The sequence below is a fragment of the Kitasatospora sp. NPDC058170 genome (genome assembly GCF_042883905.1).
Classification (GTDB): domain Bacteria; phylum Actinomycetota; class Actinomycetes; order Streptomycetales; family Streptomycetaceae; genus Kitasatospora.
The window spans coordinates 162,586-184,474 of the sequence record NZ_JBHVUV010000001.1 but is presented as its reverse complement, the minus strand read 5'-3'; the positions used below and the strand labels follow the sequence as shown (position 1 = coordinate 184,474).

The following is a 21,889-nucleotide window of genomic DNA, read 5'->3' as shown; positions in this document are numbered from 1 at the left end:
CGGGGGTCGTTTCCCGCCGGGCTTTCCTGCCGGGCCCTCCCGCCGGGCCGGCGCGGGGACCGTTACGTCCAGGCGGCGCCGACCAGCTTGGCGTGCAGCGCCAGGGCGGAGGCGTCGGTGAGGGTGGCGATCTGGTCGATCACCGCCCGCAGGGCCGCGCGGTCGTCCTCGGCCTCCTGGTAGAGGGCGGCGAAGACCGGGTCCAGCCCCTCGGGGGCGCGCTGGGTGAGCACGTAGGCCAGCTCGGCGATCACGATCCGCTGGCGGGCCCGCAGCTGGGCCTGCTCGTCGCGCTGCATCACGTACCGGACGGCGACCGCCTTGAGCACCGCGCACTCCAGCCGGACGTCGCGCGGCACCACCAGCTCGGCCCCGTACCGGGTGAGCCGGCCCGGGCCGTAGCGGGCCCGGGTGGCCTGCTCGGCGCCCAGGCAGAAGCGGCCGATCAGCTGGCTGGTGAGGTCCTTCAGCCCGGCCCTGGCACGGGCCGTGCCGTCGTACGAGCGGGGCCACCACTCCTGGGCGAGCAGCCGGTCCAGGGCGGCGTCCAGCTCCTCGGGCTCGGCGTCCCGGGCGTAGCGCTCGGCGACCTTGAACAGTTCGGCGCGCTCGCCGGGGGCGCGCAGCGCGGCCGGGTCGATGTGGCCGGCCTGGAGGCCGTCCTCGACGTCGTGGGTGGAGTAGGCGACGTCGTCGGACCAGTCCATGACGGTGGCCTCGAAGCACTTGCGCCCGGTCGGGGAGCCGGCCCGCATCCAGCGGAAGACCGGCAGGTCGTCGGCGTAGACGCCGAACTTGGGCGAGGCCGGGTCGGTGGGGTGGGAGCCGCGGCTCCACGGGTACTTGGTGGCGGCGTCCAGCGCGGCGCGGGAGAGGTTGAGGCCGACGCTGCGGCCGGGCCAGGGCGCGAGCCGGGCCGGCTGCTCGTCCTGCGGGGCGAACCGCTTGGGCTCCAGGCGGGTGAGGATGCGCAGCGACTGGGCGTTGCCCTCGAAGCCGCCGCAGGCCTCGGCGGCCTGGTCGAGCGCCTCCTCGCCGGTGTGGCCGAACGGCGGGTGGCCGATGTCGTGGGCCAGGCAGGCGGTCTCGACGAGGTCCGGGTCGCAGCCCAGCGCCGCGCCCAACTCCCGGCCGACCTGGGCGCATTCGAGCGAGTGGGTCAGCCGCGTACGGGGGAAGTCGCTGCGCATCGGGGCGACCACCTGGGTGGTGCCGGCGAGCCGGCGCAGCGCGGCGGAGTGGAGCACCCGGGCGCGGTCGCGCTGGAACGCCGTCCGGCCGGGGCGCTTGTCCGGTTCGGGCACCCAGCGGGCCTCGGCGGCGTGGTCGTACGGGGTCGGGGCGGCGGTGAGGCGGTGCGCGGTGTCGTCCATATGCCAATCACGGTACGCCGAGGCTCCGACACCCGAGGTGAGCCGCGCGCGAAGGGGCGCGGGCCGGGGCGTGAACCCTTGGTCGTACGCCGGCGCGGGCCCGGGCGGCGTCGGTGCCGGCGGGGTGACTCAGCCCCGGACGGCCTTCAGGACGGCGGTGGCCAGGCCCTGCTGTCCCTGGGCGTTGGGGTGGATGGCCGCCAGGCCGGGGGCCGGGAACGGCGGCTCGACCCAGCGGGCCGCCTCACCCGCGCACATGTCGTGGCCGGCCGAGGGTGCGGCGGCGTCCACGAAGACCGCGCCGGCCGTCTCCGCCCGGCGTTTGAGCATGGCGTTCAGCTGCTGCTCCTTCTCGACCAGGAAGCCCAGGTCGGCGGCGGCCACGGCGGCGCCGAGCACCGGCGCGCAGCCGCCCGGGTCGGCGGGGAGCAGCCCCGGGTAGCCGACCACGTAGACCCGGGCCTGCGGGGAGCGGCGCCTGATCTCCTGCAGCACCTGGCCCAGCCGCTCCCCGGCCGCGTCCACCTTGCGCTGCACCTGGTCCGCGCCGGTTCCCGAGGAGTAGTGGTCCCGGCAGGGCGCCGCGGCGCGGCCGGAGCCGACCAGGCCCTTCACCGCGTCCACCAGGTTCTCCTTGGCGCACTGGCCGACGACCTCCATGAACCCGGCGTCGTTGCCGCCGATCCCGACGGTCACCAGGCGGGTGGCCGGGGAGAGCGCGTCCAGCTGCGGCGGGTTGGCCGTGCCGCCGTCGGTCTGCTGGGCACCCGTCAGGTCGCCGGTGCGGGCGCCGCTGCAGCTGACGTCGCGGAACTGCTCCTGCGCCAGGCCGAGCGCCTTGGCCACCAGGGAGGGGTAGTTGACGGCGGAGCGGGAGCAGCCCTGCGGCTCCCCCACCTGCGGGCTGAGCTTCAGGCCCGCCGTGTACGAGTCCCCCAGCGCGACGTACGGCCCGGTCGGGGGCGGGGTCGGGGTGGGTGTCGGGCCGGCCGTGGTGCGGCCGGGCAGGGCGCCGCCGAAGCCCTTGGCCTGACCGCCGTCCGATTCGCTCCCGCCGCTGCAGCCGGCCAGCAGCAGGGCGGCCAGCCCGACCGTCAGCACGGCGGTCGGGCGCCTGGTCATCAGCACGAAGTCCCCCCGGGGGTAGGAGTTCAGAAGTGTTCTCCGGACGGCGGCCCGTCCCCCGGGCACCTCCCGCCCAACGAACGACCGCTCCCGATGACTCCCGGCCCCGGGAAATTTCCCGGGCCCCGACCAGGTTTGACCAGGCCTTGACCCGGCCGCGGCCGGAGCCCGGTCCGCTCCTCCACTCCGCTGCCACTGCGGTGCTGCTACTCCGGTCCGCGCTCGTGCTCGGCCAGGAACTCCTCGAAGCGCCGGCCCAGCTCGTCCGCGGACGGCAGGTCGACCGGCTCGGCCAGCAGGCTCTCCCGGCCCTCGGCGCCCGCGACCGCGTCGTACTGGCCCTCCATCCCCCGGATCGCCGACCGCAGGTCGCCGTCGCCCTGCGCCAGTTGCTCCTCGATGTCGGCGTACACCTCGCCGACCCGCTCGCGCAGCTGCGTGCCCGGCAGCACCAGGCCGGTCGCCGACTGCACGGCCTCCAGGATCAGCACCGCCGCGGCCGGGTACTCCGAGCGCGCCACGTAGTGCGGCACGTGCACGGCGAAGCCGAGCACGTCGTGCCCGGCCTCGGCCAGCCGGTACTCCAGCAGGGCCTGGGCGCTGCCCGGCACCTGGGCCTGCTCGAACCACTGCGGGTACCCGGCGGCGAGGTCCAGCCGCGTCCCGTGCGGGGTCAGGCCGACCGGGCGGGTGTGCGGCACGCCCATCGGGATGCCGTGGAAGTCGAGCGTCAGCCGCACCTCGAAGCGCTCGACCAGCTCGCGGACGGCGGCGATGAAGCGCTCCCACTCGACGTCCGGCTCGGGCCCGCTGAGCAGCAGGAACGGCGAGCCGGCCGCGTCGTGGACGAGCTGCAGCAGGATCTCCGGCGGCTCGTAGGTGGACCAGTGCTCGCGGTCGAAGACCATCGCGGGCCGACGGGCCCGGTAGTCGACCAGCCGGTCGTGGTCGAAACGGGCCACCACCTGCGGGGCCCCCTCCTCCAGCAGGTGGGCCACCACCTGGCCGCCGGCCTCGCCGGCGTCCATGAAGCCCTCGAAGTGGTGGAGCAGGACCAGGCCGGCGCCGGTGTCGCCCAACGCGGCGTTCGCCGCGGCCACGGCGGCCACACCCTGCTGATCAAGCTCGTACAGCGCCTGGGGATCACGCACCGCGCACCCAACCCCGATCTCTACTCGTCACCTGCGTTCTCCTCGTCCAGCGTGCCCGGCCCCGCCGGAATTCCCGACAGCGCCGGGCATCGTCGCGGCCGCACCCCGGCGACTGCCCGGAGCCCCGCTGGAAGGGCTCCCCGACCATGATCGCACCCGGCGGGAAACCCGCTGGTCACAGGCGTTCGGCGGCCCTTCCCGGCAGGCTCCGGGGAGACCTGCGCGCCCATTCGTGTGCCGCGAAGTGACGCACCGCCTTCTGGCGGGTATCGTCCTCTCGCTGCCTCGCATCGTCGCGTCGTCGTCACGTCGTCCGTAACGCCGTCGATCACGTCCCGGCCCGGTGCTCGGCCAGCCACCCACGACGCATCTTGCCTTCACCTGGCCGCCTGCTTCCCTTCGCGCTCTCGTTTCCTCTTCGGCCATTTCGCGGACGCACACTGTCCCCTCGCTCATCCCGCCGGACCGGTCCGTGGATCCGTGTCCGTTCCGGCACCGCGTGCCCGCCTCCGGGCCGCCGCCCCCGCCCCGCGCACCGGACCTCCGGCCTGCACGGGTACCCGGCGGCGGAGTCCGGGCGGGGCGAACGTCCAGTGCCGCCCACGCCGCAACCCCGGCGCGGACGGCATCCTCCGACCGCCGAAGGACCGAAGGTTCCGTGCCCGTACCTGTCATCCTCACCGGCCGCACCGTGCGGCTGGAGCCCCTCGCCGCGCACCACGCCGAGGCCCTTGCCCGGGCCGGCGCCGAGGACCGTACGACCTACGCCTTCACCCCCGTCCCGCACGGCCTGGAAGCGGCCCGCGACTACATCGCGCGCGCCCTCGCCGACCGGGCCGCGGGCCGGTCGCTGCCGTTCGCGACGGTGAGTGCCGCCGACGGCCGGGTGGTCGGCTCCACCCGGTTCCTGGAACTCGACTACTGGCAGGGCCCCGTGGTCTGGCCGCCGGTGCCCGGGGTGCCGTTCGGCGACCCGGCGACCGCGGTGCCGGACGCCGCCGAGATCGGCAACACCTGGCTCTCCCCGCGCGCCCAGGGCACCGGCATCAACACCGAGGCCAAGCTGCTGATGCTGCGGTATGCCTTCGAGGAGTGGGGGGTGCAGCGGATCTCGCTGCGCGCCGACGCCCGCAACCTGCGCTCCCGGGCCGCCATCGAGCGCCTCGGCGCGACCTCCGAGGGCGTCCGCCGGGCGCACTCGCGCGGTCTGGACGGGGTGGTGCGCTCCACCGCGTTCTACTCGATCCTCGACTCGGAGTGGCCCGCCGTGCGGGACATCATCGAGCTGCGGATCGCCGCCGCCACCTCGCCCAGCGCCCCGGACCGGGCGATCAACCAGGAGTGCCTTAGACACGGCGGCGGCGGCCAGCTGATCACGGCCTGAGGGCCACTCCCGCCCGCCCGGCCGCCGGGCGCGTCGAGGGCCGGTCGGGAGGGGGAGGTCAGCGGTGCCGGCCCGGCGCGCCGCCCGAAGGCTCGTCAACATCCCTGTCCGCCGCTCCCCCGACGGGCGATGTTTCGCATACATCCGACCCGGGTGGGCACGACCGGGGCATGACCCGTCCCGATCGTCTCGACCGGATCGACCCGCTGCTGCTGCTCGGCGCCGACCAGCAGCACATCACCACCCGCGCGCAGCTGAACCAGCTCGGCGTGCCGTCCGGCACGATCGCCCACCGGCTGCGACCGGGCGGGCCCTGGCAGCAGGTGCTGCCCCGGGTGATCCACCTGCAGAACGGCCGGCTGACCGCCCACCAGCGGCTGCGGGCGGCCCTGGCCTACGCGGCCCCCAAGGGCCGGGCGGCGCGGGCCGGGGAGGTGCTGCTGACCGGGGTGGCCGTGCTGGCCGACGCCGGGCTGCCGAGTGCGGGGCACCCGGCCGACCTGACGGAGGTCGACGTGCTGATCCCCGGCGCCCGCCGGGTCGCGGACCGGTCCTTCGTCCGGATCCACCGGGCCGCCGGCCCGATGCCGGGCGGCTTCGAGCGGGACGACGGACTGTGGAGCACCACCGTCGCCCGGGCGCTGGCCGACCTCGCGCCCCGGGGGAACGGACAGCGCCGGTTCCGGGCGCTGTGCGCGGAGGCGGTGCAGCGGCGGCACTGCGAACTCGGCGAGCTGATGGAGCAGTTGATCGCCCGGCCGGGCGCCCTCGCGCTGCCCCCGGTCGCCCGGGTGGTGGAGGAGCTGGCGGCCGGAGTGCGGTCGGTGGTCGAGGGCGAGGCCCGCGAGCTGGTGCGGGAGTCCGGCCTGCCCGAGCCGCTGTGGAACCCGGTCCTGCACCTGGACGGCCGCTTCCTCGCCGTCCCGGACGCCTACTGGCCGCAGGCCTGTGTGGCGCTGGAGATCGACTCCCGGGCCTGGCACCTGCGCCCGGCCGACCACGAGCACAGCCTGGCCCGGGCCAACCGCCTCACCGCCGCCGGGCTCCCGGTGGTCCGCACCACCCCGACCCAGCTGCGCCGCGACCCGGCCCCCGTGCTGCAGGAGCTGCGCACCCTCCTCGCCACCGGCCCGCACGGCCCGCACGCCCGCCTCACCTGGCGCCGCGCCCGCTGATCCGGCGCGGACACCACGGCATCCACTTTCCTGGGTGGAACGTACTTTCAGCAGCGCGAGTCGATCTCCTGGAAGGAGGCGTAGTGGTCGGCCGTCCAGTACTGCTCGCCCGCGGTGCCGGTGACCACCCGGCGGGTGCCGCGGTCGTTCGAGCCGGGGGTGACGACGGTGTACTCGTGGTAGTAGCCGGCGGCCTTGCGCGGGAGGCGGTTCTCGCGGTTCTCGAAGACGATGCCGTCCGAGCGGTACGGGTACGGGCCGCCCCTGGCGATCAGGCCGAGGGTGTCCAGGGCCTGACCGGGCAGCCCGGTGCGGCAGACGTCGGCCAGTGCGGGGTCGGTGGGCACCCAGGCGGCGGTGCCGGCCGGCGGGGAGGGCAGCGGGGCGCTGGATCCCGGCGCGCTCGGCTTCGGGGCACTCGGCCTCGGGGCACTCGGCTTCGGCGCCGCGGAGCCCGGGGAGGTCGCGGAGGCGGTCGAGGCGGCGGACGCGGCGGCCTTCGGGTGGCTCGATCCGTCGTCGGAGAGCAGGTACCCGGCCGCCGCGGCGAGTGCGCAGAGCAGGACGGCCACGACGGCGAAGAGGCGGTTTCTGCTGGTCATGGGCCCAGCTTGGCAGCCGGCCCGGGTGCGGCCCGGCAACCGCGCGGGTGGTCGTCGCCACACCCGGCCGTGCGCGGACATGCGTCCGGGGCGGGGACGGACGCCATTGTCCGTCCCCGCCCCGGCTGCGTTACGTACGCCGGTTCTCCTGCGCCGAGCTCCGGTGTACGCCCTCCCGGTGGGAGGGGGTGCGGTCAGCGATGGGACCGCGCTGTGACGGGCCCTCCCGGCCGATGCCTGGCCGGGAGGGCGCCGCCGTCAGCGCGAGTCGCTGCCCGCCGTCTCGATGGCGGCGCGGCCTGCCTCCAGGCGCGCCACCGGGATCCGGAAGGGGGAGCAGGAGACGTAGTCCAGCCCCACCTCGTGGAAGAAGTGCACCGACTCCGGGTCGCCGCCGTGCTCGCCGCAGACACCGAGCTTGAGGTCGGGGCGGGTGGCCCGGCCGGCCTCGACGGCGTGCTTGACCAGCGCGCCGACGCCGTCCCGGTCGATGGTCTCGAACGGGGAGACCCCGAAGATGCCCTTCTCCAGGTAGGCCGTGAAGAAGGAGGCCTCCACGTCGTCCCGGGAGAAGCCCCAGACCGTCTGGGTGAGGTCGTTGGTGCCGAAGGAGAAGAACTCGGCGGCCTCGGCGATCTGGCCCGCCGTCAGGGCGGCACGCGGCAGCTCGATCATGGTGCCGAGCTTGATGTCCAGCTGGACGCCGGTGGACTGGGCGACCTCGGCGAGCACGCGCTCGCACTCGTCGCGGACCAGCTCCAGCTCCTGGACGGTGCCGACCAGCGGGATCATCACCTCGGGGCGCGGGTCCCCGCCGGCCAGCCGGCGCTCGGCGGCGGCCTCGGCGATGGCGCGGACCTGCATGCCGAACAGGCCGGGGATGACCAGGCCGAGGCGCACCCCGCGCAGGCCGAGCATCGGGTTCTGCTCGTGCAGCTTGTGCACGGCCTGGAGCAGCCGCAGGTCGTTCTCGTTCGGGTCCTTGCGGGCCTCGGCGAGGGCGACGCGCACCGACAGCTCGGTGATGTCGGGCAGGAACTCGTGCAGCGGCGGGTCGAGCAGGCGCACCGTGACCGGCAGCCCGTCCATCGCCTGGAAGAGCTCCAGGAAGTCGCCCTTCTGCAGCGGCAGCAGGGTGGACAGGGCGAGCTCCCGGTCCTTGTCGTTGTCCGCCAGGATGAGGTGCTCGACCTCCTTGCGGCGCTCCTCGCCGAGGAACATGTGCTCGGTGCGGCACAGGCCGATGCCCTGGGCGCCGTAGCGGCGGGCGCGCCCGCCGTCCTCGGAGTTGTCCGCGTTGGCGCGCACCGCGAGCCGGCGGCGGACGTCGGCGTGCGACATCAGCCGGTGCACGGCCTGGACCAGACCGCCCTGGACGTCGGCGCCCGCGTGCAGGGTGCCCTCGAAGTACTCGACCACCGGGGACGGCAGGACGGGTACCTCGCCCAGGTAGACCTTACCGGTGGCGCCGTCGATGGAGACGACGTCGCCCTCCTCCAGCACCAGGCCGTCGGAGGTGGTCATCCGGCGGCGCTTGGTGTCGACCTCGAGCTCCTCGGCACCGCAGACACAGGTCTTGCCCATGCCGCGGGCGACCACGGCGGCGTGCGAGGTCTTGCCGCCGCGCGAGGTGAGGATGCCCTCGGCGGCGATCATGCCGTCCAGGTCGTCCGGGTTGGTCTCGCGGCGGACCAGGATGACCCTCTCGCCGGAGCGCGACCACTTCACCGCGGTGTAGGAGTCGAAGACGATCTTGCCGATCGCGGCGCCGGGCGAGGCGGCCAGGCCCCAGGCGATCTGCTTGGAGGTCGAGTCCGGGGCGAAGCGCGGGAACATCAGCTGCGAGAGCTGGCCGCCGGTGACCCGCATCAGGGCCTCGTCCAGGTCGATCAGACCCTGGTCGACCAGCTGGACGGCGATCCGGAAGGCGGCGGCGGCGGTGCGCTTGCCGATCCGGGTCTGGAGCATCCAGAGCTTGCCGCGCTCGATGGTGAACTCGATGTCGCAGAGGTCGCGGTAGTGGTTCTCGAGCTTCAGCATGATCGCCATCAGCTCGTCGTACGACTTCTTGTCGAGCTGCTCGAGGTCGGCCAGCTGCAGGGTGTTGCGGATGCCGGCGACGACGTCCTCGCCCTGGGCGTTGGACAGGTAGTCGCCGTAGACGCCGACGGCGCCCGTGGAGGGGTCGCGGGTGAAGGCGACACCGGTGCCGGAGTCCTCGCCGAGGTTGCCGAAGACCATGGTGCAGACGTTGACCGCCGTGCCCAGGTCGTTCGGGATGCGCTCCTGGCGGCGGTACAGGCGGGCCCGGTCGCCGTTCCAGGAGTGGAAGACGGCGTGGACGGCGAGGTCCATCTGCTCGCGCGGGTCCTGCGGGAAGTCCCGGCCGGTCTCGCGCTGGACGATGCCCTTGAACACCTCGACCAGTTCCCGGAGGTCGGAAGCGTCCAGGTCCAGGTCGTCGGTGGTGCCCTTGGCGTGCTTGGCCTCGTCCAGGGCGTCCTCGAACAGCTCGCCGTCGACGCCCAGCACGGTCTTGCCGAACATCTGGACCAGGCGGCGGTAGGAGTCCCAGGCGAAACGCTCGTTGCCGGACTGGGCGACCAGACCGGTCACCGAGACGTCCGAGAGGCCGATGTTCAGGACGGTGTCCATCATGCCGGGCATGGAGAACTTGGCACCGGAGCGCACGGACACCAGGAGCGGGTTGTCCGCCTGGCCGAGCTTCTTGCCCATCTCCTGCTCAAGGGCTTCCAGGTGGGCGCTGATCTCCTTGTGCAGCGAGGTGGGCTCGCTACCGGTCTCCAGGAAGACCTTGCAGGCCTCGGTGGTGATGGTGAACCCCGGAGGGACGGGGAGGCCCAGGTTGGTCATCTCGGCCAGGTTCGCGCCCTTGCCGCCAAGAAGATCCTTGAGGTCCTTGTTTCCTTCGGTGAAGGAGTAAACAAACTTCTGCTGGGACGGCACGGGTCGGTCTCCTCGCACACGGTTGCCCTGACGCCGGAGAACATACCCATTTCGAAGGCACTTCTGCGCCGCCAATAGGGCGTACGCCTCCCGTACCCGGCGGTAACCCGACAGATCTAATGCACGTAAAGGCGTTCACCTCTGTTGGTGAAATCGTCCGGATGACGCTAGCTAGCGTTCAACTCTTGAACGTGGGGAAACCGGAAGATCACATATGAGGGACGGAGGGTAGCGGTCGGGCGCCGCCCGTGTTGCCCCGGCTTGATTTCCTGCACCCGGACCGGCCGATCCGCGCCGACCCCCTTCGGGAAGCGATTCACCGCCGACCTGTCCATTTCGTCCTCTGAGTGGGTGTCAGTCGCCAGCGTATGTGGCAAGTGTCACCAGCGCATCCCAGTGGCTGAACGTAGGCCGCCTCGGCCAATCGTCGCACTGTGTCCAGAAACGTGCCCGTTCCGTGACATCGCTGCGCCAAAAAGGAGCCCTCTTGTCCAGATAGGACAAGAGGGCTGGGACGGGGTGGCAGTCGGCCCCGCGCGGGCGTTTTCGCCACTACGGACAGATCATCCGCCGGAGGTGTCCGATTCGGCGTCCGAGCTCGGCAGGGCGCAGTCATACGGATCGTCCAACCAGCCCTCGGGCAGAACCACCCGGTTGTTGCCGCTGGTCCGCCCGCGCGGGCCGTCCGCGCCCGCCGGCCAGAGCTGGGACTGCTCCACGAGGGACAGGGTTTCGGCCAGTTCGGCCAACGCGGAGGAGTTGGCCAGCCGGACCCGGAGCTCGGAGCCGACCGAGAAGCCCTTGGTGTACCAGGCGACGTGCTTGCGGAAGTCGATCACGCCGCGCGTCTCGTCCCCCAGCCACTCGCCGAGCAGCTGCGCGTGGCGCACCATCGCCCGGGCCACGTCGGCGAAGCTCGGGCGGGCGTGGTCGACGTCGCCCTCGAAGATCGCCACCAGGTCCTTGAACAGCCACGGCCGGCCCAGGCAGCCGCGCCCGACCACCACGCCGTCGCAGCCGGTCTCGCGCATCATCCGCACGGCGTCCTCCGCCGACCAGATGTCCCCGTTGCCGAGCACCGGGATGTGCGCCGGGACGGACTCGCGGAGCCGGGCGATCGCCGACCAGTCGGCGGTGCCGCCGTAGTGCTGGGCGGCGGTGCGGCCGTGCAGGGCGATCGCGGACACGCCCTCCTCGGCGCCGATCCGGCCGGCGTCCAGGTAGGTGAGGTGGTCGTCGTCGATGCCCTTGCGCATCTTCATGGTGACCGGGAGGTCCCCCGCGTTGGCGACGGCCTCGCGCAGGATCTCGCGCAGCAGGTTGCGCTTGTACGGCAGCGCCGAGCCGCCGCCCTTGCGGGTCACCTTCGGGACGGGGCAGCCGAAGTTGAGGTCGATGTGGTCGGCCAGGCCCTCGTCCGCGATCATCCGGGCGGCCTTGCCGACGGTCACCGGGTCCACCCCGTACAGCTGGATCGAGCGGGGCTTCTCGCTCGGGTCGAACCTGATCAGCTGCATGGTCTTGGCGTTGCGCTCGACCAGGGCCCGGGTCGTGATCATCTCGCTCACGTACAGGCCCTTGCCGCCGCTCTGCTCGCGGCACAGGGTGCGGAACGGCGCGTTGGTGATACCGGCCATCGGTGCCAGCACGACGGGCGGCCACACCTGCATCGGGCCGATGTTCAACGGCGCGAACCCGGCGCTGGAGGCGGTGCCGGACGCGGTGCTGGTCGCGGTGGTGGCGGGCGTGGCTGTCATGCGCGGCTGACCTCGGGGACGGGGGCTGGGGACTCTCCATTGTCCCCCACCCGGCGCAGGGCCCCGATCGCCCGGCCCCGGCCCCCGGTCGTCCGCCGCTCCGGTGCCCGCCGGCCGCTCAGTCGTGGGCCGCTCAGTCGCCGGCCGCTCCGACGTCCACCGACCCCGAGCCGGCCGAGAGCCGGACGGTGTTCGCACTGGTGGGGTCGACCAGGTCGGTGTCGATGTGGCGGTTGCCCGAGCCGGTGTCCCCGAGGAAGGAGCCGACGGCCCCGGTGAAGTTGTACTTCGTCTGCCGGGGAAGGACGAGCTTCAGCGAGCCGGAGGTGACACCGACGTCCACCGCCTTCGGCTGCTGCGCGAAGGCCAGCCGGACCTCGCCCGAGGTGGTGCCCACCCCCACCCGGGGGGAGGTCAGGCTCCCGCCCTTGACCGATCCGGAGGTGGTGCGCACCGACACCTGCCCGGAGAGGTCGGCCAGCTCGACCGCCCCGGAGGTGAGCTCCAGCCGGACGTCACCGCTCAGCCCCTGGACGTCGACGCTGCCCGAGGAGCCCTTCCCCGTCACCGAGGCCGCCGCCGGCACCTCCAGGTCGAAGAACGCGCCGCAGCCGAAGTCCGCGACCGGCATCACCTGGTTGCAGCGCATCCTCACGATGAGCACGTCGCCCTCGAAGACGGTCGAGACGACCGGCCTGCGCACCGTCCAGTCCAGGTCCTGGTGGACCAGCACCCGCCCCTCCCGGCCCGGCCTGATCCGGACCGCCGCGCTGCCGGTGTCCAGCTGCACGCTGGTCACCCCGACGTGGTAGACCCGCTCGGACACCGCCTTCTGCTGCACCACCATCGCCCAGGTCTGCACGGCGCCGAAGGCCACCGCCAGCACCAGGGCGACCGTCCCGGTGATCCGCCACGCACGAGCCCCGCGCACCGCTACCCGACCTCCAGGAACCGCAGCACCGCCAGCACCCGGCGGTGGCTGTCGTCGGCCGGCGGCAGATCGAGCTTGGTGAAGATGGAGTTGATGTGCTTGGCCACCGCGCTGTCGCTGACCACCAGGGCGGCGGCGATCGCGGCGTTGGAGCGGCCCTCGGCCATCAGGCCGAGCACGTCCCGCTCGCGCGGGGTCAGCTTCTCCAGCGGGTCCCGGTGGCGGCGGACCAGCAGCTGGGCGACCACCTCCGGGTCCAGCGCGGTGCCGCCCTCGGCGACCCGCTGCAGGGCCTCCACGAAGTCGTCCACGTTGGCCACCCGCTGCTTGAGCAGGTAGCCGACGCCGCTGGTGTTGGTGGCCAGCAGGTCGGCGGCGTAGCGCTCCTCGACGTACTGGGAGAGCAGCAGCACCGCCACCTCCGGCCACTGCCGACGGATCAGCAGCGCGGCCCGGACGCCCTCGTCGGTGTAGCCGGGCGGCATCCGGACGTCCGCCACCACGACCTTCGGCCGGTGCTCCTCCACGGCGGCGAGCAGCTCCTCGGCGTCGCCGACCGCGGCGACCACCTCGAAGCCCACCGCCTCCAGGACCTTGACCAGTCCGACCCTGAGCAGGACCGAGTCCTCGGCGATCACAGCACGCACGGCAACTCCACGGTGATGGTGGTGGGCCCCCCGAGGGGGCTGAGAACGGACAGCGTGCCGTCGACCGAGGCGGCGCGCTTGCGCAGACCGGTCAGCCCGGTGCCCCGCGCCGGGTCCGCACCGCCCCTGCCGTCGTCGCTGATGACCAGGTTCAGCCGGCCGCCGGACGTCCGCACCGAGAGGACGACCCTGGAGGCCCCGGCGTGCTTGGCGACGTTGGTCAGCGCCTCGGAGACGGTGAAGTAGGCGACCGCCTCGACGGTCGGGGCGATCGGCTCGACGAGATGGACGTCCAGGCGCACCGGCAGCGGGGCTCGGGCGGCGATGCCGGACAGCGCCGCGTCCAGGCCGCGGTCCTCCAGGACGGCCGGGTGCAGGCCGCGGACCAGGTCGCGCAGTTCGTCGATGGCGGCCTGGGCCTCCTCGTGCGCGTCCACGATCACCTGCATGGCCACGGGCGGGAGGTCCTTGAGGGTGCGCCGGGCCAGGCCCAGGTTCATCGCGAGCGAGGTGAGCCGCTGCTGGGCGCCGTCGTGCAGGTCGCGCTCGATCCGGCGGCGCTCGGCGTCGACGGCGTCGACCAGGCCGGCCCGGCTCTCGGCGATCTCCTCGACCCGGCGCTCCAGGGCCTCCGTCCGGCCCGGGCCGAGCAGTCGGCGGGCCGCGGCCTCCTCCAGCCCGGCCAGCAGGGCCGCCCCCCAGGGGGCGGCGAACAGCAGCAGGGCCCCGGCGAGGGTGACCGGGATGTTCAGTGCCAGCCACAACTCGCGCACCGGGCTGGTGTGCGGCATCACCCAGGCCCAGCCGAACACGGTGGACATCGCCAGGCCCGCGCCCCAGGCGTAGAGCACCACCACCGCCGCGGCCGCGAGCAGCGGGGCCACCAGCAGGTGGTAGCCGATCATCCGCCAGTTCACGCCCGTGCGCAGCCTGGTCAGCAGGCCGGCCGGGATGTCGGTGGACCGCAGCAGCAGCGGCACCTCGACCCCGCGCAGGGCGCGCAGCCGGCTGCGCTGGGCCATCGTCAGCAGGCGCAGGCCGACCAGCACCAGGCCGATCAGCGGGAGGAACGCCTTGGAGGTGACGAGGGCCATCCAGATCGGCAGGGCCATCGGGATGCCGGCGGCTATGAAGCGGGTGTCACGCCAGGCGCCGGCCGACCACGGCGGCCGCTCGGCGCTCCTGGCGAGCGCGCGGCGCAACGTGGTGGAGGGCATGACCGACAGCGTAGAGCGCGGTGATCGTCCGCCGCCATGAAGGGGTGTGCAGGCCGGGGGTGTAGCTGGGTACACCCCCGAATCGGTGCGGCGCACTACCGACACCGGCCGCGCCGGACGGAAGTCTTGACGGTATGACGAGCACCGCAGCGAACTCCGCCACCCCGCCTCCCGGCAGGCCCGCCTCGCCGCGGCTCCCCGCGAGTCCGGGCGCCGACGACCTGCTGCCGGTCGGCCCGGGCGGGCCGTGGTCGGTGCGCAACGTGCGGGCGGGTCGCAGCCGGGCCGCGCTGGAGGTGTACGAGCACGGCGAACTGGTCGACGTCCTGGTCGCCGCCCGGCTGACCCCGCAGTTGCTGCGCGGCGCCCGGCGCGGTGCGGTCGGCGCCCGGCGCGGTGCGGCCGGCGGCGGGCGGGCTGCGGCCGGCGGGCGGGTGCAGGAGTACGCGCTGGCCTGGGGCCGGCTGCCGCAGGACGGCCTGCCGCCGGTCGTGGGGTTCACCGCCGGGCGGCTGCGCTGGCCGGGCCGCCCGGCCCGGGCCACCGGGGTCGAAGTCCTCACGGTGGCCGGGGAGTTCTGGCTGGCCTGGGCGGCGGGCCCGTTCGACGGCGTCCTGGTCGAGTACCCGGGCGGGTGTGAGCGGCAGTCGCTCGGGCGGCTGCGGCGGCCGTCCGGCCGAACCGTCGGGTCGGCCTCCGAGATCCTCGGGGGCGTCGCATGAGCACCGCCGCCCTCGCCGCCCGGCCGGGCCTGACCGCCCGGCCGGCCGCCGCCGCGCCGGCCGGCCCCGCTCCGCTCACGCGCACCGAGCGGGTGCCCGCGCTGGCGGCGCTGGCGCTGCTGCCGTGGCTGGCGGTGCTGGCCGTCTGCCACGAGACCGCCTGGGTCGTCCTGGACCTGTTCGAACTGGCCGCCCTGCTCTGGCTGGACGCGCTGCTGCGCCGCCACAGCGCGGCCGCGTCCGTACCCGCCGCCGCGATCGCGCTGCTGCTGGCCGGCGACGCGCTGGCCGACATCGGCACCGCCGGCTCCGGCCTGCCGCTGCTCGCCGCCCTGGTGATGGCCCTGGGTGTGGAACTCCCCCTGGCCGTCCTGTGCCTGGCCCTCGCCCGCGGCACCCGCCCCGCTCAGAGCTGACTCGGCAGCCGCCCCATCAGCGCCCGGCTCTCCTCGTCCCGCGGGGTGTACGCGACCAGCCGGGAGCCCTGCCGCGGGCCCAGCCAGAAGCTGGTGTAGTCGCAGCGCAGCAGTCCGACGCCCGGGACGAGGAAGCGCTTGAGCCCGTTGCCCGGCCGCTGGACGTCGTGCCGCTGCCAGGCCGCCTCGAAGTCCGGCGAGGCCTTGCGCAGCCGGCAGAGCAGCGTCTTCCAGGCCGGTTCGGCGCTGTGGTCGGCCATCGCCGAGCGGAACCTGGCCACCATCGGGACGCGCTCGCTCTCGCGGTCCACCAGCACCTCGCCGAAGCGCGAGGGCGTGAACGCCAGCCACATCAGGTTGCGGTCCTCGAACGGCAGCTCGGCCAGATCGCCGACGATCGCGGTGAACTGCGCGTTGTACGCGAGCACGTCGTAGCGGGCGTTCACCACCGCGGCCGGGTACGGGGACATCTGCTCCAGCACCAGCCGGACCGACGGGGTGAGCGTCGGGCACTCGACCACCGGGGCCGGGTCGTCCGCGCCGGCCAGGGTGAACAGGTGCGCCCGCTCGCTCGGGTCGAGCAGCAGGGCGCGGGCCACCGCGTCCAGTACCTGGGTGGACACCTGGATGTCCCGCCCCTGTTCGAGCCAGGTGTACCAGGTGACCCCGACCGCGGCGAGCTGCGCCACCTCCTCGCGGCGCAGGCCCGGGGTGCGGCGGCGGCCGGTCAGCGGCAGGCCGACCTGCTCGGGTGCGATCCGCTCGCGGCGGCTGCGCAGGAAGGCGGCCAGCTCGTGCCGTCGGGCCTCGGCGGGAGCGACCGCGGGCTTCGCGGCGGGGGTGCGGACCGGGGCGGTGCCCGCGGCGGCGGTGGTCAGACTCATCACCCCAGCATGCGGCACCCGGAACCCTGTTGCCAGGTACTTCTTATACCTGGATAACCACACTCTGGTACCCGGGTAGCGGGGGCCCGATCGTAGGACCGTGACCCGACAACTCGCCGCCGCCAAGACCACCGTCGCCCTCGCCCCCCGCCCTGCCGGACCGGCCGCCGCCACCCCTGGCGCCGCTCCCGGCACCGCCACCCGGCCTGTCTCGGCCGGTGCCGTTCCGACTCCCGCCGCCTCCCCCCGCGCCGCTTCGGCCGGTGCGGCCGCGCTCAGCACCGCCGGGCTCGTCACCGTCCTGCTCGGGGCGTTCCTGCCGATGCTCGACTTCTTCATCGTCAACGTGGCGCTGCCGACCATCGACCAGGACCTGGCCGCCGGCCCCGCCGTGCTGGAACTGGTCGCCGCCGGGTACGGCATCGCCTTCGCCGTCCTGCTGGTGCTGGGCGGGCGGCTCGGCGACAACTTCGGGCGCCGCCGGCTGTTCGTCGTCGGCGCCGCCGCGTTCGCGCTGACCTCGCTCGCCTGCGGGCTCGCCCCCGGCGCCTGGTCGCTGGTCGCCGCCCGGGCCGCCCAGGGCGCCTCGGCCGCCCTGCTGATCCCGCAGGTGCTCGGCACCATCACCGCCGCCACCCACGGCGCCCGGCGCGGACGCGCGCTCAGCGTCTACGGCGCGGTCGGCGGCATCTCGGTGGTGATCGGCCAGGTGCTCGGCGGGATGCTGGTGGCCGCCGACCTGTTCGGCACCGGCTGGCGCTCGGTCTTCCTGCTGAACGTCCCGTTCGCCCTGCTCGCCCTGGTGCTCGCCGTCCGGTACGTGCCGGAGAGCCGCGCCCCGAAGGCCGCCCGGGTCGACGTGCCCGGCACCGTCCTGCTCACCGCCGCACTGCTGTCCCTGCTGCTCCCGCTGATGGAGGGCCGCGCCGCCGGCTGGCCGCTCTGGTCCTGGCTGCTGCTGGGGCTGTTCCCCGTCTTCGCCGCCGCCTTCGCCGCGGTCGAGCGCCGCGCCGAGCGCCGGGGCGACACCCCGCTGGTGCCGCCGTCGCTGCTGCGGATCCCCGAGATGCGGCGCGGGCTCGGTATCGCCGTGCCCTACTTCGGCGGCTTCGGCGGGTTCATGTTCGTGGTGGCGGTCGCCCTCCAGCAGGGCCTGCACCTGGGACCGGTGGCGGCCGGCTGGGCGCTCGTCCCGATGGCCGTCGGCTACTTCGCCGCCTCGCTCTCCGGTCCCCGTCTGATCGGCCGGTTCGGCAGCCGGGTGCTCACCGCCGGCGCCGTCGTCCAGGCCGTGGGCCTGACCGCCCTGGCCCTCACCGTGCTCGCCGACTGGGCGCACTTCTCCCCGCTGCGGATGGCCCCCGGGGTCGCCCTCGCCGGCATCGGCCAGGGCCTGATCGGCACCCCGCTGTTCCGGGTCGTCCTGTCCAAGGTCCCGGCGGAGCGGGCCGGGGTGGGCAGCGGAGTCCTGGCGACCGGCCAGCAGGCCAGCCTCGCCCTCGGCGTCGCCACCCTGGGCACGCTCTACCTGGCGCTCTCCCCCGTGCTGGGCATGGACCGCGCCCTCGCCCTCGTCCTGGGCGTCCAGCTGCTGGGCTCGTTCACCGTCTTCTACCTGACCACCCGGCTGCCCCGCTCCATCGGCTGACCGGCCACCCCTGGTCCGGGGTGGCCGCGCCGCCGTCCGCGTCCGGCCGCGTCCGCCCGTCCGCCTGCCCGCCTGCCCGCCTGCCCGCCTGCCCGCCGCGCGTCAGTCGAGCACGGCGGCGACGGCCTCGATCTCGACCAGCTGGTCGTTGTAGCCGAGCACGGTGACGCCCATCAGGGTGCTCGGTACGTCGTGGTCGCCGAACGCCTCCCGGACGACCTCCCAGGCGGCCACCAGGTCCTGCCGGCGGCTCGACGCGACGAGCACCCGGGTGCTGATGACGTCCTCCAGGCCCGCTCCGGCGGCCGCGAGGGCGGTCCGCATGTTCTCGACCGCCTTCGCGGCCTGGCCCGGGTAGCTCCCGACGGCCGCCGTGGAGCCGTCCGCCTCCAGCGGGCAGGCCCCGGCCAGGAAGACCAGCCTCGCCTCGGCGGGCGCGGTGGCCGCATAGGCGTACTCGGCGACGTCGGACAGGGCTTCGGAGCGGATCAAGGTGATGGCACGGGCCATGGTCGTCCCCTTCGGCTTCGGCTCTCGTGTGGAATCCGGCCATCCTCGCAAGGGTGCCGCCCGCCCGCCTGCGATTAACGCGGGCGGGCGGGCGGCCCCACGCCCTTCGGCGGCCCCACGCCCGTCGGCGGTCCGCAGCGGTCCGGACCTCCCGGGCGCCGTCAGTCCCCGAGGCCGGCCAGGTCGACGCCCGCCAGGTCGAGACCGGCCAGCCGCTCCGGGTCGGTCAGCACGTCGATGGCGACGACCTTGCCGCCCACCACGGTGAAGGCCATCACGGACAGCGTCCGCCCGTCGGCGACGACCACGACACCGGCGGCCCCGTTGACGAGCGCCGGCCGGACGAACGGCGCGAGGCTGCTGTACATGACCGCCTGGCTCGCCACCGTCCGGGCGCCGTTGAGCACCACGGCCTGGCGGACCCGCCCGACGACCCCGTCCGAGCGCAGCACCACGTCGGGGTCGAGCACCGCGACCAGCGCCTCGAAGTCCCCGTCCCGGGAGGCGGCGAAGAACGCGTCGACGGCGGCCCGCTGGCGGACCAGGTCCCGGTCCGGAGCCGGCGCCTGCCCCTGCACCCGGCGCCGGGCCCGGCTCGCCAGCTGCCGGGTCGCGGCGGTGCTCTTCTCGATCACCGGGGCGATCTCGTCGAAGGGCACGGCGAACATGTCGTGCAGCACGAACGCGATCCGCTCGGCCGGACTCAGCGACTCCATCACCACCAGCAGCGCCAGCCCGACCGAGTCGGCCAGCAGCACCTCCCGCTCGGGGTCTATCACGCCCTCGCGGCCGATGACCGGGTCGGGCATCCGGATCTCCAGCGGGTCCTCCCGCCGCTGCTCACGCGCGCGCAGCATGTTCAGGCACAGTCGCGTCACCACCGTGGTGAGCCACCCGCCGAGGTTCTCGACCTCGCTGATGTCGGTGCGCTCCAGGCGCAGCCAGGCCTCCTGAAGGGCGTCCTCGGCCTCGCTGATCGAGCCGAGCATCCGGTAGGACACCGCCCGCAGGTGCGGCCGGTGCTCCTCGAAACGCTCGGTCAGAAGTCGGTCCTCGTCCACGTGTCACATTCCTTCGTCGTCGGGGGTCATACCTGCAGACCCACTACGGCAACTGTTGTAGCCGGAAGATCAACTCCCGGACGAGCGAATCGGAGACGACCATGACCACCTCCCCCATCCTGGTGACCGGCGGCACGGGCACGCTCGGCCGCCACGTCGTCCCGCTCCTGCGGGAGGCCGGCCGCGACGTGCGGGTGCTCAGCCGGCACGGCCACGCCGCCGGGGACGGCGTCCGGTACGTGGTCGGCGACCTGCTCGAGGACGAGGGCGTCGAGGCCGCGGTGGCGGGCGTCGAGACCGTGCTGCACCTCGCGGGCGGCGCCAAGGGGGACGACCGGGCGACCGCGAACCTGGTGCGGGCCGCCCGGCAGGCCGGGGTCCGGCACCTGGTGTACATCTCGGTCATCGGCGCGGACCGGCTTCCGCTGGGCTACTTCCGCGCCAAGCGCGACGCCGAGCTGGCGGTGGCCGACTCCGGCATCCCGTGGACCACCCTGCGGGCCGCCCAGTTCCACGACCTCGCGCTGAAGACGGCCGCCGCGATGGCCAAGCTGCCGGTCGTCCCCTCGCCGGGCGGACTGCGGTGGCAGCCGGTCGACTCCCGCGACGTGGCGGCCCGGCTGGTCGAGCTCGCCCTCGACCGGCCGGCCGGGCTGGTGCCCGACCTCGCCGGGCCGACGGTGTACGGGCTGGGCGAACTGGCCCGCGGCTACCTCCGGTCCCGCGGCAAGCGTCGCCCGCTGCTGCCGGTCCGCCTCCCCGGCAAGGTCGGCCGCGCCTACCGCGCCGGCGACAACCTGACCCTCAAGGGCGCCGAGACGGGCCACCGCACCTGGGAGGCCTTCCTCGCCGAGCGGTCGGGCGCCCCCGGCGCGTGATCGAGAAATCGAACCGGGCGGACACCGGGCGACGCGTCGGCGACGGGCGCGATCCACTACTTCCCTCCCTGGCAAGGCAGTTCGCCCGGTAAGTTTGTATCCGATCATAGAAGTCACATCTTTTCGTGTACGGTTTATTGATTTCCCGTCAGGGGACTTCACAGTCGACCCTGCATGTGGGTGCCCCCAGGATTGGAAATATGATGAGCAGTACCAAGAAGCTGTCCATGGTGCTCGCCGCCACCGCGCTGGCGGTCGGCGGTGCACTGGCCGGAGCCGCGCACGCCGAACCCGCCGGTGCGAACGGCCGGTCGGCGGTCCCGACCGTGTCCGACCGGGCCCCCGCCCGGCCGCAGGCGGACTCGCGCTTCTACCCGACGTCCACGATCTACAAGAACCAGGCCTGGACCTCCGGCAACGGCCGCGCCGTGCTGCGGGTCCAGGAGGACGGCAACTTCGTCCTCTACAAGGACAACCGCGCCGCCTGGCAGGCCTCCGGCGCCTGGCCGAACGGTGACCACGCCGTCATCCAGCAGGACGGCAACTTCGTCCTCTACGACCGCAACAACCGCGCCCTCTGGGCCTCCAACACCCAGAACCGGGGCGCCTACGTCGCCGTCCAGGACGACGGCAACGTGGTCGTCTACAACAGCAACAACCAGCCGCTCTGGGCCACCAACACCGGGGACTGACACCCCACGGCCGCCCCGGGGCTCGCGCGGGCCCCGGGGCACCCCCACCACAACACCTCCACCAGAACACCCCGACCCGGCGGTCGGACAAACCCGCTGGCCTGCCCGGCCGCCTTCGGGTCAGAATGACGATATGACGAAGACAGAGCCGACAGGCGTGCTCGACGCCCGCGACCGGGCCGCGCTGACGGCGCTGGTGAAGTCCGGCGCGAAGCCCCGGTGGCTGATGTTCTGGGGCCACCGGCCGCAGCCCGACGGATCCGTCGGGCAGGGGGCGCTCAGCCAGTGGTGGCCCTCGGAGTTCACCGTGGACGGGGTGGCGTACGCGAGCGCCGAACACTGGATGATGGCCGGCAAGGCCCGGATGTTCGGGGACGGCGAGATCGTGCCGCGGATCCTCGCGGCGCGCACCCCGGCGGAGGCGAAGAAGCTCGGCCGCCTGGTCCAGGGCTTCGACGAACAGGCCTGGGCGGCCGGGCGGTTCGAGCTGGTGGTCGAGGGCAACGTGGCCAAGTTCGGGCAGGACCAGGCACTGCGCGCGTACCTGCTGGGCACGGGGCACCGCGTGCTGGTCGAGGCCAGCCCGCTGGACCGGGTCTGGGGCATCGGGCTGGCGGCGCACGACGAGCGGGCGCGGCGGCCCGAACAGTGGCGCGGGGAGAACCTGCTGGGCTTCGCACTCATGGAGGCGCGGGCCCGGCTGGCCTGGTGAGCATGATCGCCCCGCCGCCGGCCGCGATCACCGCCTG

The 21,889-nt window shown here is 73.9% G+C and carries 20 protein-coding genes; 8 read left to right on the top strand and 12 right to left on the bottom strand.

The features are described from left to right. Positions 1-62: 62 nt before the first annotated feature. The 3 genes from ACFVVX_RS00820 to ACFVVX_RS00810 all read right to left on the bottom strand — a co-directional run bounded on the left by ACFVVX_RS00820 (position 63) and on the right by ACFVVX_RS00810 (position 3,649). Positions 63-1,373, bottom strand: a complete 1,311-nt coding sequence (locus ACFVVX_RS00820) for a deoxyguanosinetriphosphate triphosphohydrolase (RefSeq protein ID WP_387939878.1) — start codon at positions 1,371-1,373, stop codon at positions 63-65. Positions 1,374-1,502: 129 nt separating this feature from the next. Further along, a complete protein-coding gene (locus ACFVVX_RS00815; RefSeq protein ID WP_387939876.1) occupies positions 1,503-2,495 on the bottom strand; it encodes an SGNH/GDSL hydrolase family protein in 993 nt (330 codons plus the stop codon). Positions 2,496-2,704: 209 nt separating this feature from the next. Further along, positions 2,705-3,649 (bottom strand): PAC2 family protein, encoded by a 945-nt coding sequence (locus tag ACFVVX_RS00810; RefSeq protein ID WP_387939874.1) that lies wholly within the window; start codon positions 3,647-3,649, stop codon positions 2,705-2,707. 658 nt (positions 3,650-4,307) lie between these two features. On the opposite strand from ACFVVX_RS00810, the gene ACFVVX_RS00805 reads away from it, so the two are divergent. After that, positions 4,308-5,033, top strand: a complete 726-nt coding sequence (locus ACFVVX_RS00805) for a GNAT family N-acetyltransferase (RefSeq protein WP_387939872.1) — start codon at positions 4,308-4,310, stop codon at positions 5,031-5,033. 170 nt (positions 5,034-5,203) lie between these two features. Further along, positions 5,204-6,208 (top strand): hypothetical protein, encoded by a 1,005-nt coding sequence (locus tag ACFVVX_RS00800; RefSeq protein ID WP_387939870.1) that lies wholly within the window; start codon positions 5,204-5,206, stop codon positions 6,206-6,208. A gap of 47 nt (positions 6,209-6,255) precedes the next feature. Here ACFVVX_RS00800 and ACFVVX_RS00795 read toward each other — a convergent pair whose 3' ends face one another. From ACFVVX_RS00795 to ACFVVX_RS00770, 6 genes are all read right to left on the bottom strand, one after another. Then, the gene (locus ACFVVX_RS00795; protein WP_387939868.1) at positions 6,256-6,810 is read right to left on the bottom strand and encodes a ribonuclease domain-containing protein; all 555 of its coding nucleotides are present in this window, start codon (positions 6,808-6,810) and stop codon (positions 6,256-6,258) included. A gap of 258 nt (positions 6,811-7,068) precedes the next feature. After that, the gene (gene ppdK, locus ACFVVX_RS00790) at positions 7,069-9,777 is read right to left on the bottom strand and encodes a pyruvate, phosphate dikinase (protein ID WP_387939866.1); all 2,709 of its coding nucleotides are present in this window, start codon (positions 9,775-9,777) and stop codon (positions 7,069-7,071) included. Between the two features lie 563 nt (positions 9,778-10,340). Then, positions 10,341-11,447 (bottom strand): tRNA dihydrouridine synthase DusB, encoded by a 1,107-nt coding sequence (dusB, locus tag ACFVVX_RS00785; protein ID WP_387940631.1) that lies wholly within the window; start codon positions 11,445-11,447, stop codon positions 10,341-10,343. 220 nt (positions 11,448-11,667) lie between these two features. Then, complete coding sequence (locus ACFVVX_RS00780) at positions 11,668-12,465, bottom strand: DUF4097 family beta strand repeat-containing protein (RefSeq protein WP_387939864.1); 798 nt, start codon at positions 12,463-12,465, stop codon at positions 11,668-11,670. Positions 12,466-12,467: 2 nt separating this feature from the next. Continuing rightward, complete coding sequence (locus ACFVVX_RS00775) at positions 12,468-13,112, bottom strand: response regulator (RefSeq protein WP_387939862.1); 645 nt, start codon at positions 13,110-13,112, stop codon at positions 12,468-12,470. Further along, the gene (locus ACFVVX_RS00770) at positions 13,100-14,329 is read right to left on the bottom strand and encodes a sensor histidine kinase (RefSeq protein WP_387939860.1); all 1,230 of its coding nucleotides are present in this window, start codon (positions 14,327-14,329) and stop codon (positions 13,100-13,102) included. Before ACFVVX_RS00770 ends, ACFVVX_RS00775 begins: the two co-directional genes overlap by 13 nt. A 134-nt stretch (positions 14,330-14,463) precedes the next feature. On the opposite strand from ACFVVX_RS00770, the gene ACFVVX_RS00765 reads away from it, so the two are divergent. Both ACFVVX_RS00765 and ACFVVX_RS00760 read left to right on the top strand, forming a co-directional pair. After that, on the top strand, positions 14,464-15,051 hold the full coding sequence (locus tag ACFVVX_RS00765; RefSeq protein ID WP_387939858.1) for a hypothetical protein: 588 nt from the start codon (positions 14,464-14,466) through the stop codon (positions 15,049-15,051). Continuing rightward, the gene (locus ACFVVX_RS00760; RefSeq protein ID WP_387939856.1) at positions 15,048-15,467 is read left to right on the top strand and encodes a hypothetical protein; all 420 of its coding nucleotides are present in this window, start codon (positions 15,048-15,050) and stop codon (positions 15,465-15,467) included. Before ACFVVX_RS00765 ends, ACFVVX_RS00760 begins: the two co-directional genes overlap by 4 nt. Here the strand turns inward: ACFVVX_RS00760 and ACFVVX_RS00755 are convergent. Beyond that, complete coding sequence (locus ACFVVX_RS00755; protein WP_387939854.1) at positions 15,458-16,351, bottom strand: helix-turn-helix transcriptional regulator; 894 nt, start codon at positions 16,349-16,351, stop codon at positions 15,458-15,460. The genes ACFVVX_RS00760 and ACFVVX_RS00755 overlap by 10 nt on opposite strands. A gap of 100 nt (positions 16,352-16,451) precedes the next feature. Between ACFVVX_RS00755 and ACFVVX_RS00750 the strand changes: the two genes are divergently transcribed. Further along, entirely contained in the window at positions 16,452-17,999 is a 1,548-nt protein-coding gene (locus tag ACFVVX_RS00750) for an MFS transporter (protein WP_387939852.1), read from the top strand. A gap of 102 nt (positions 18,000-18,101) precedes the next feature. On the opposite strand, the gene ACFVVX_RS00745 is transcribed toward ACFVVX_RS00750, so the two are convergent. Both ACFVVX_RS00745 and ACFVVX_RS00740 read right to left on the bottom strand, forming a co-directional pair. Beyond that, a complete protein-coding gene (locus ACFVVX_RS00745) occupies positions 18,102-18,509 on the bottom strand; it encodes a RidA family protein (protein WP_387939850.1) in 408 nt (135 codons plus the stop codon). A 161-nt stretch (positions 18,510-18,670) separates the two neighbouring features. Next, positions 18,671-19,570, bottom strand: a complete 900-nt coding sequence (locus tag ACFVVX_RS00740) for a sigma-70 family RNA polymerase sigma factor (RefSeq protein ID WP_387939848.1) — start codon at positions 19,568-19,570, stop codon at positions 18,671-18,673. A 101-nt stretch (positions 19,571-19,671) separates the two neighbouring features. Here ACFVVX_RS00740 and ACFVVX_RS00735 point away from each other — a divergent pair, with 101 nt between their 5' ends. The 3 genes from ACFVVX_RS00735 (at position 19,672) to ACFVVX_RS00725 (ending at position 21,852) form a co-directional block, all read left to right on the top strand. After that, positions 19,672-20,448 (top strand): SDR family oxidoreductase, encoded by a 777-nt coding sequence (locus ACFVVX_RS00735; RefSeq protein WP_387939846.1) that lies wholly within the window; start codon positions 19,672-19,674, stop codon positions 20,446-20,448. A gap of 200 nt (positions 20,449-20,648) precedes the next feature. Then, positions 20,649-21,140, top strand: coding sequence for a hypothetical protein (locus ACFVVX_RS00730; protein ID WP_387939844.1), 492 nt, complete (start codon positions 20,649-20,651; stop codon positions 21,138-21,140). Positions 21,141-21,273: 133 nt separating this feature from the next. Further along, positions 21,274-21,852 carry an NADAR family protein gene (locus ACFVVX_RS00725; protein ID WP_387939842.1) on the top strand — a complete coding sequence of 193 codons (579 nt, stop codon included), beginning with the start codon at positions 21,274-21,276 and terminating at the stop codon, positions 21,850-21,852. The last annotated feature ends 37 nt before the right edge of the window (positions 21,853-21,889 follow it).

What these genes read in the sequence shown, in the direction of transcription:
- ACFVVX_RS00820 (WP_387939878.1), bottom strand. Translation starts at nt 1,373, where the DNA reads ATGGACGACACCGCGCACCGCCTCACCGCCGCCCCGACCCCGTACGAC.
- ACFVVX_RS00815 (WP_387939876.1), bottom strand. Translation starts at nt 2,495, where the DNA reads ATGACCAGGCGCCCGACCGCCGTGCTGACGGTCGGGCTGGCCGCCCTG.
- ACFVVX_RS00800 (WP_387939870.1), top strand. Translation starts at nt 5,204, where the DNA reads ATGACCCGTCCCGATCGTCTCGACCGGATCGACCCGCTGCTGCTGCTC.
- ACFVVX_RS00795 (WP_387939868.1), bottom strand. Translation starts at nt 6,810, where the DNA reads ATGACCAGCAGAAACCGCCTCTTCGCCGTCGTGGCCGTCCTGCTCTGC.
- dusB (WP_387940631.1), bottom strand. Translation starts at nt 11,447, where the DNA reads ATGCAGGTGTGGCCGCCCGTCGTGCTGGCACCGATGGCCGGTATCACC.
- ACFVVX_RS00770 (WP_387939860.1), bottom strand. Translation starts at nt 14,329, where the DNA reads ATGCCCTCCACCACGTTGCGCCGCGCGCTCGCCAGGAGCGCCGAGCGG.
- ACFVVX_RS00765 (WP_387939858.1), top strand. Translation starts at nt 14,464, where the DNA reads ATGACGAGCACCGCAGCGAACTCCGCCACCCCGCCTCCCGGCAGGCCC.
- ACFVVX_RS00760 (WP_387939856.1), top strand. Translation starts at nt 15,048, where the DNA reads ATGAGCACCGCCGCCCTCGCCGCCCGGCCGGGCCTGACCGCCCGGCCG.
- ACFVVX_RS00755 (WP_387939854.1), bottom strand. Translation starts at nt 16,351, where the DNA reads ATGAGTCTGACCACCGCCGCCGCGGGCACCGCCCCGGTCCGCACCCCC.
- ACFVVX_RS00745 (WP_387939850.1), bottom strand. Translation starts at nt 18,509, where the DNA reads ATGGCCCGTGCCATCACCTTGATCCGCTCCGAAGCCCTGTCCGACGTC.
- ACFVVX_RS00735 (WP_387939846.1), top strand. Translation starts at nt 19,672, where the DNA reads ATGACCACCTCCCCCATCCTGGTGACCGGCGGCACGGGCACGCTCGGC.
- ACFVVX_RS00730 (WP_387939844.1), top strand. Translation starts at nt 20,649, where the DNA reads ATGATGAGCAGTACCAAGAAGCTGTCCATGGTGCTCGCCGCCACCGCG.
- ACFVVX_RS00725 (WP_387939842.1), top strand. Translation starts at nt 21,274, where the DNA reads ATGACGAAGACAGAGCCGACAGGCGTGCTCGACGCCCGCGACCGGGCC.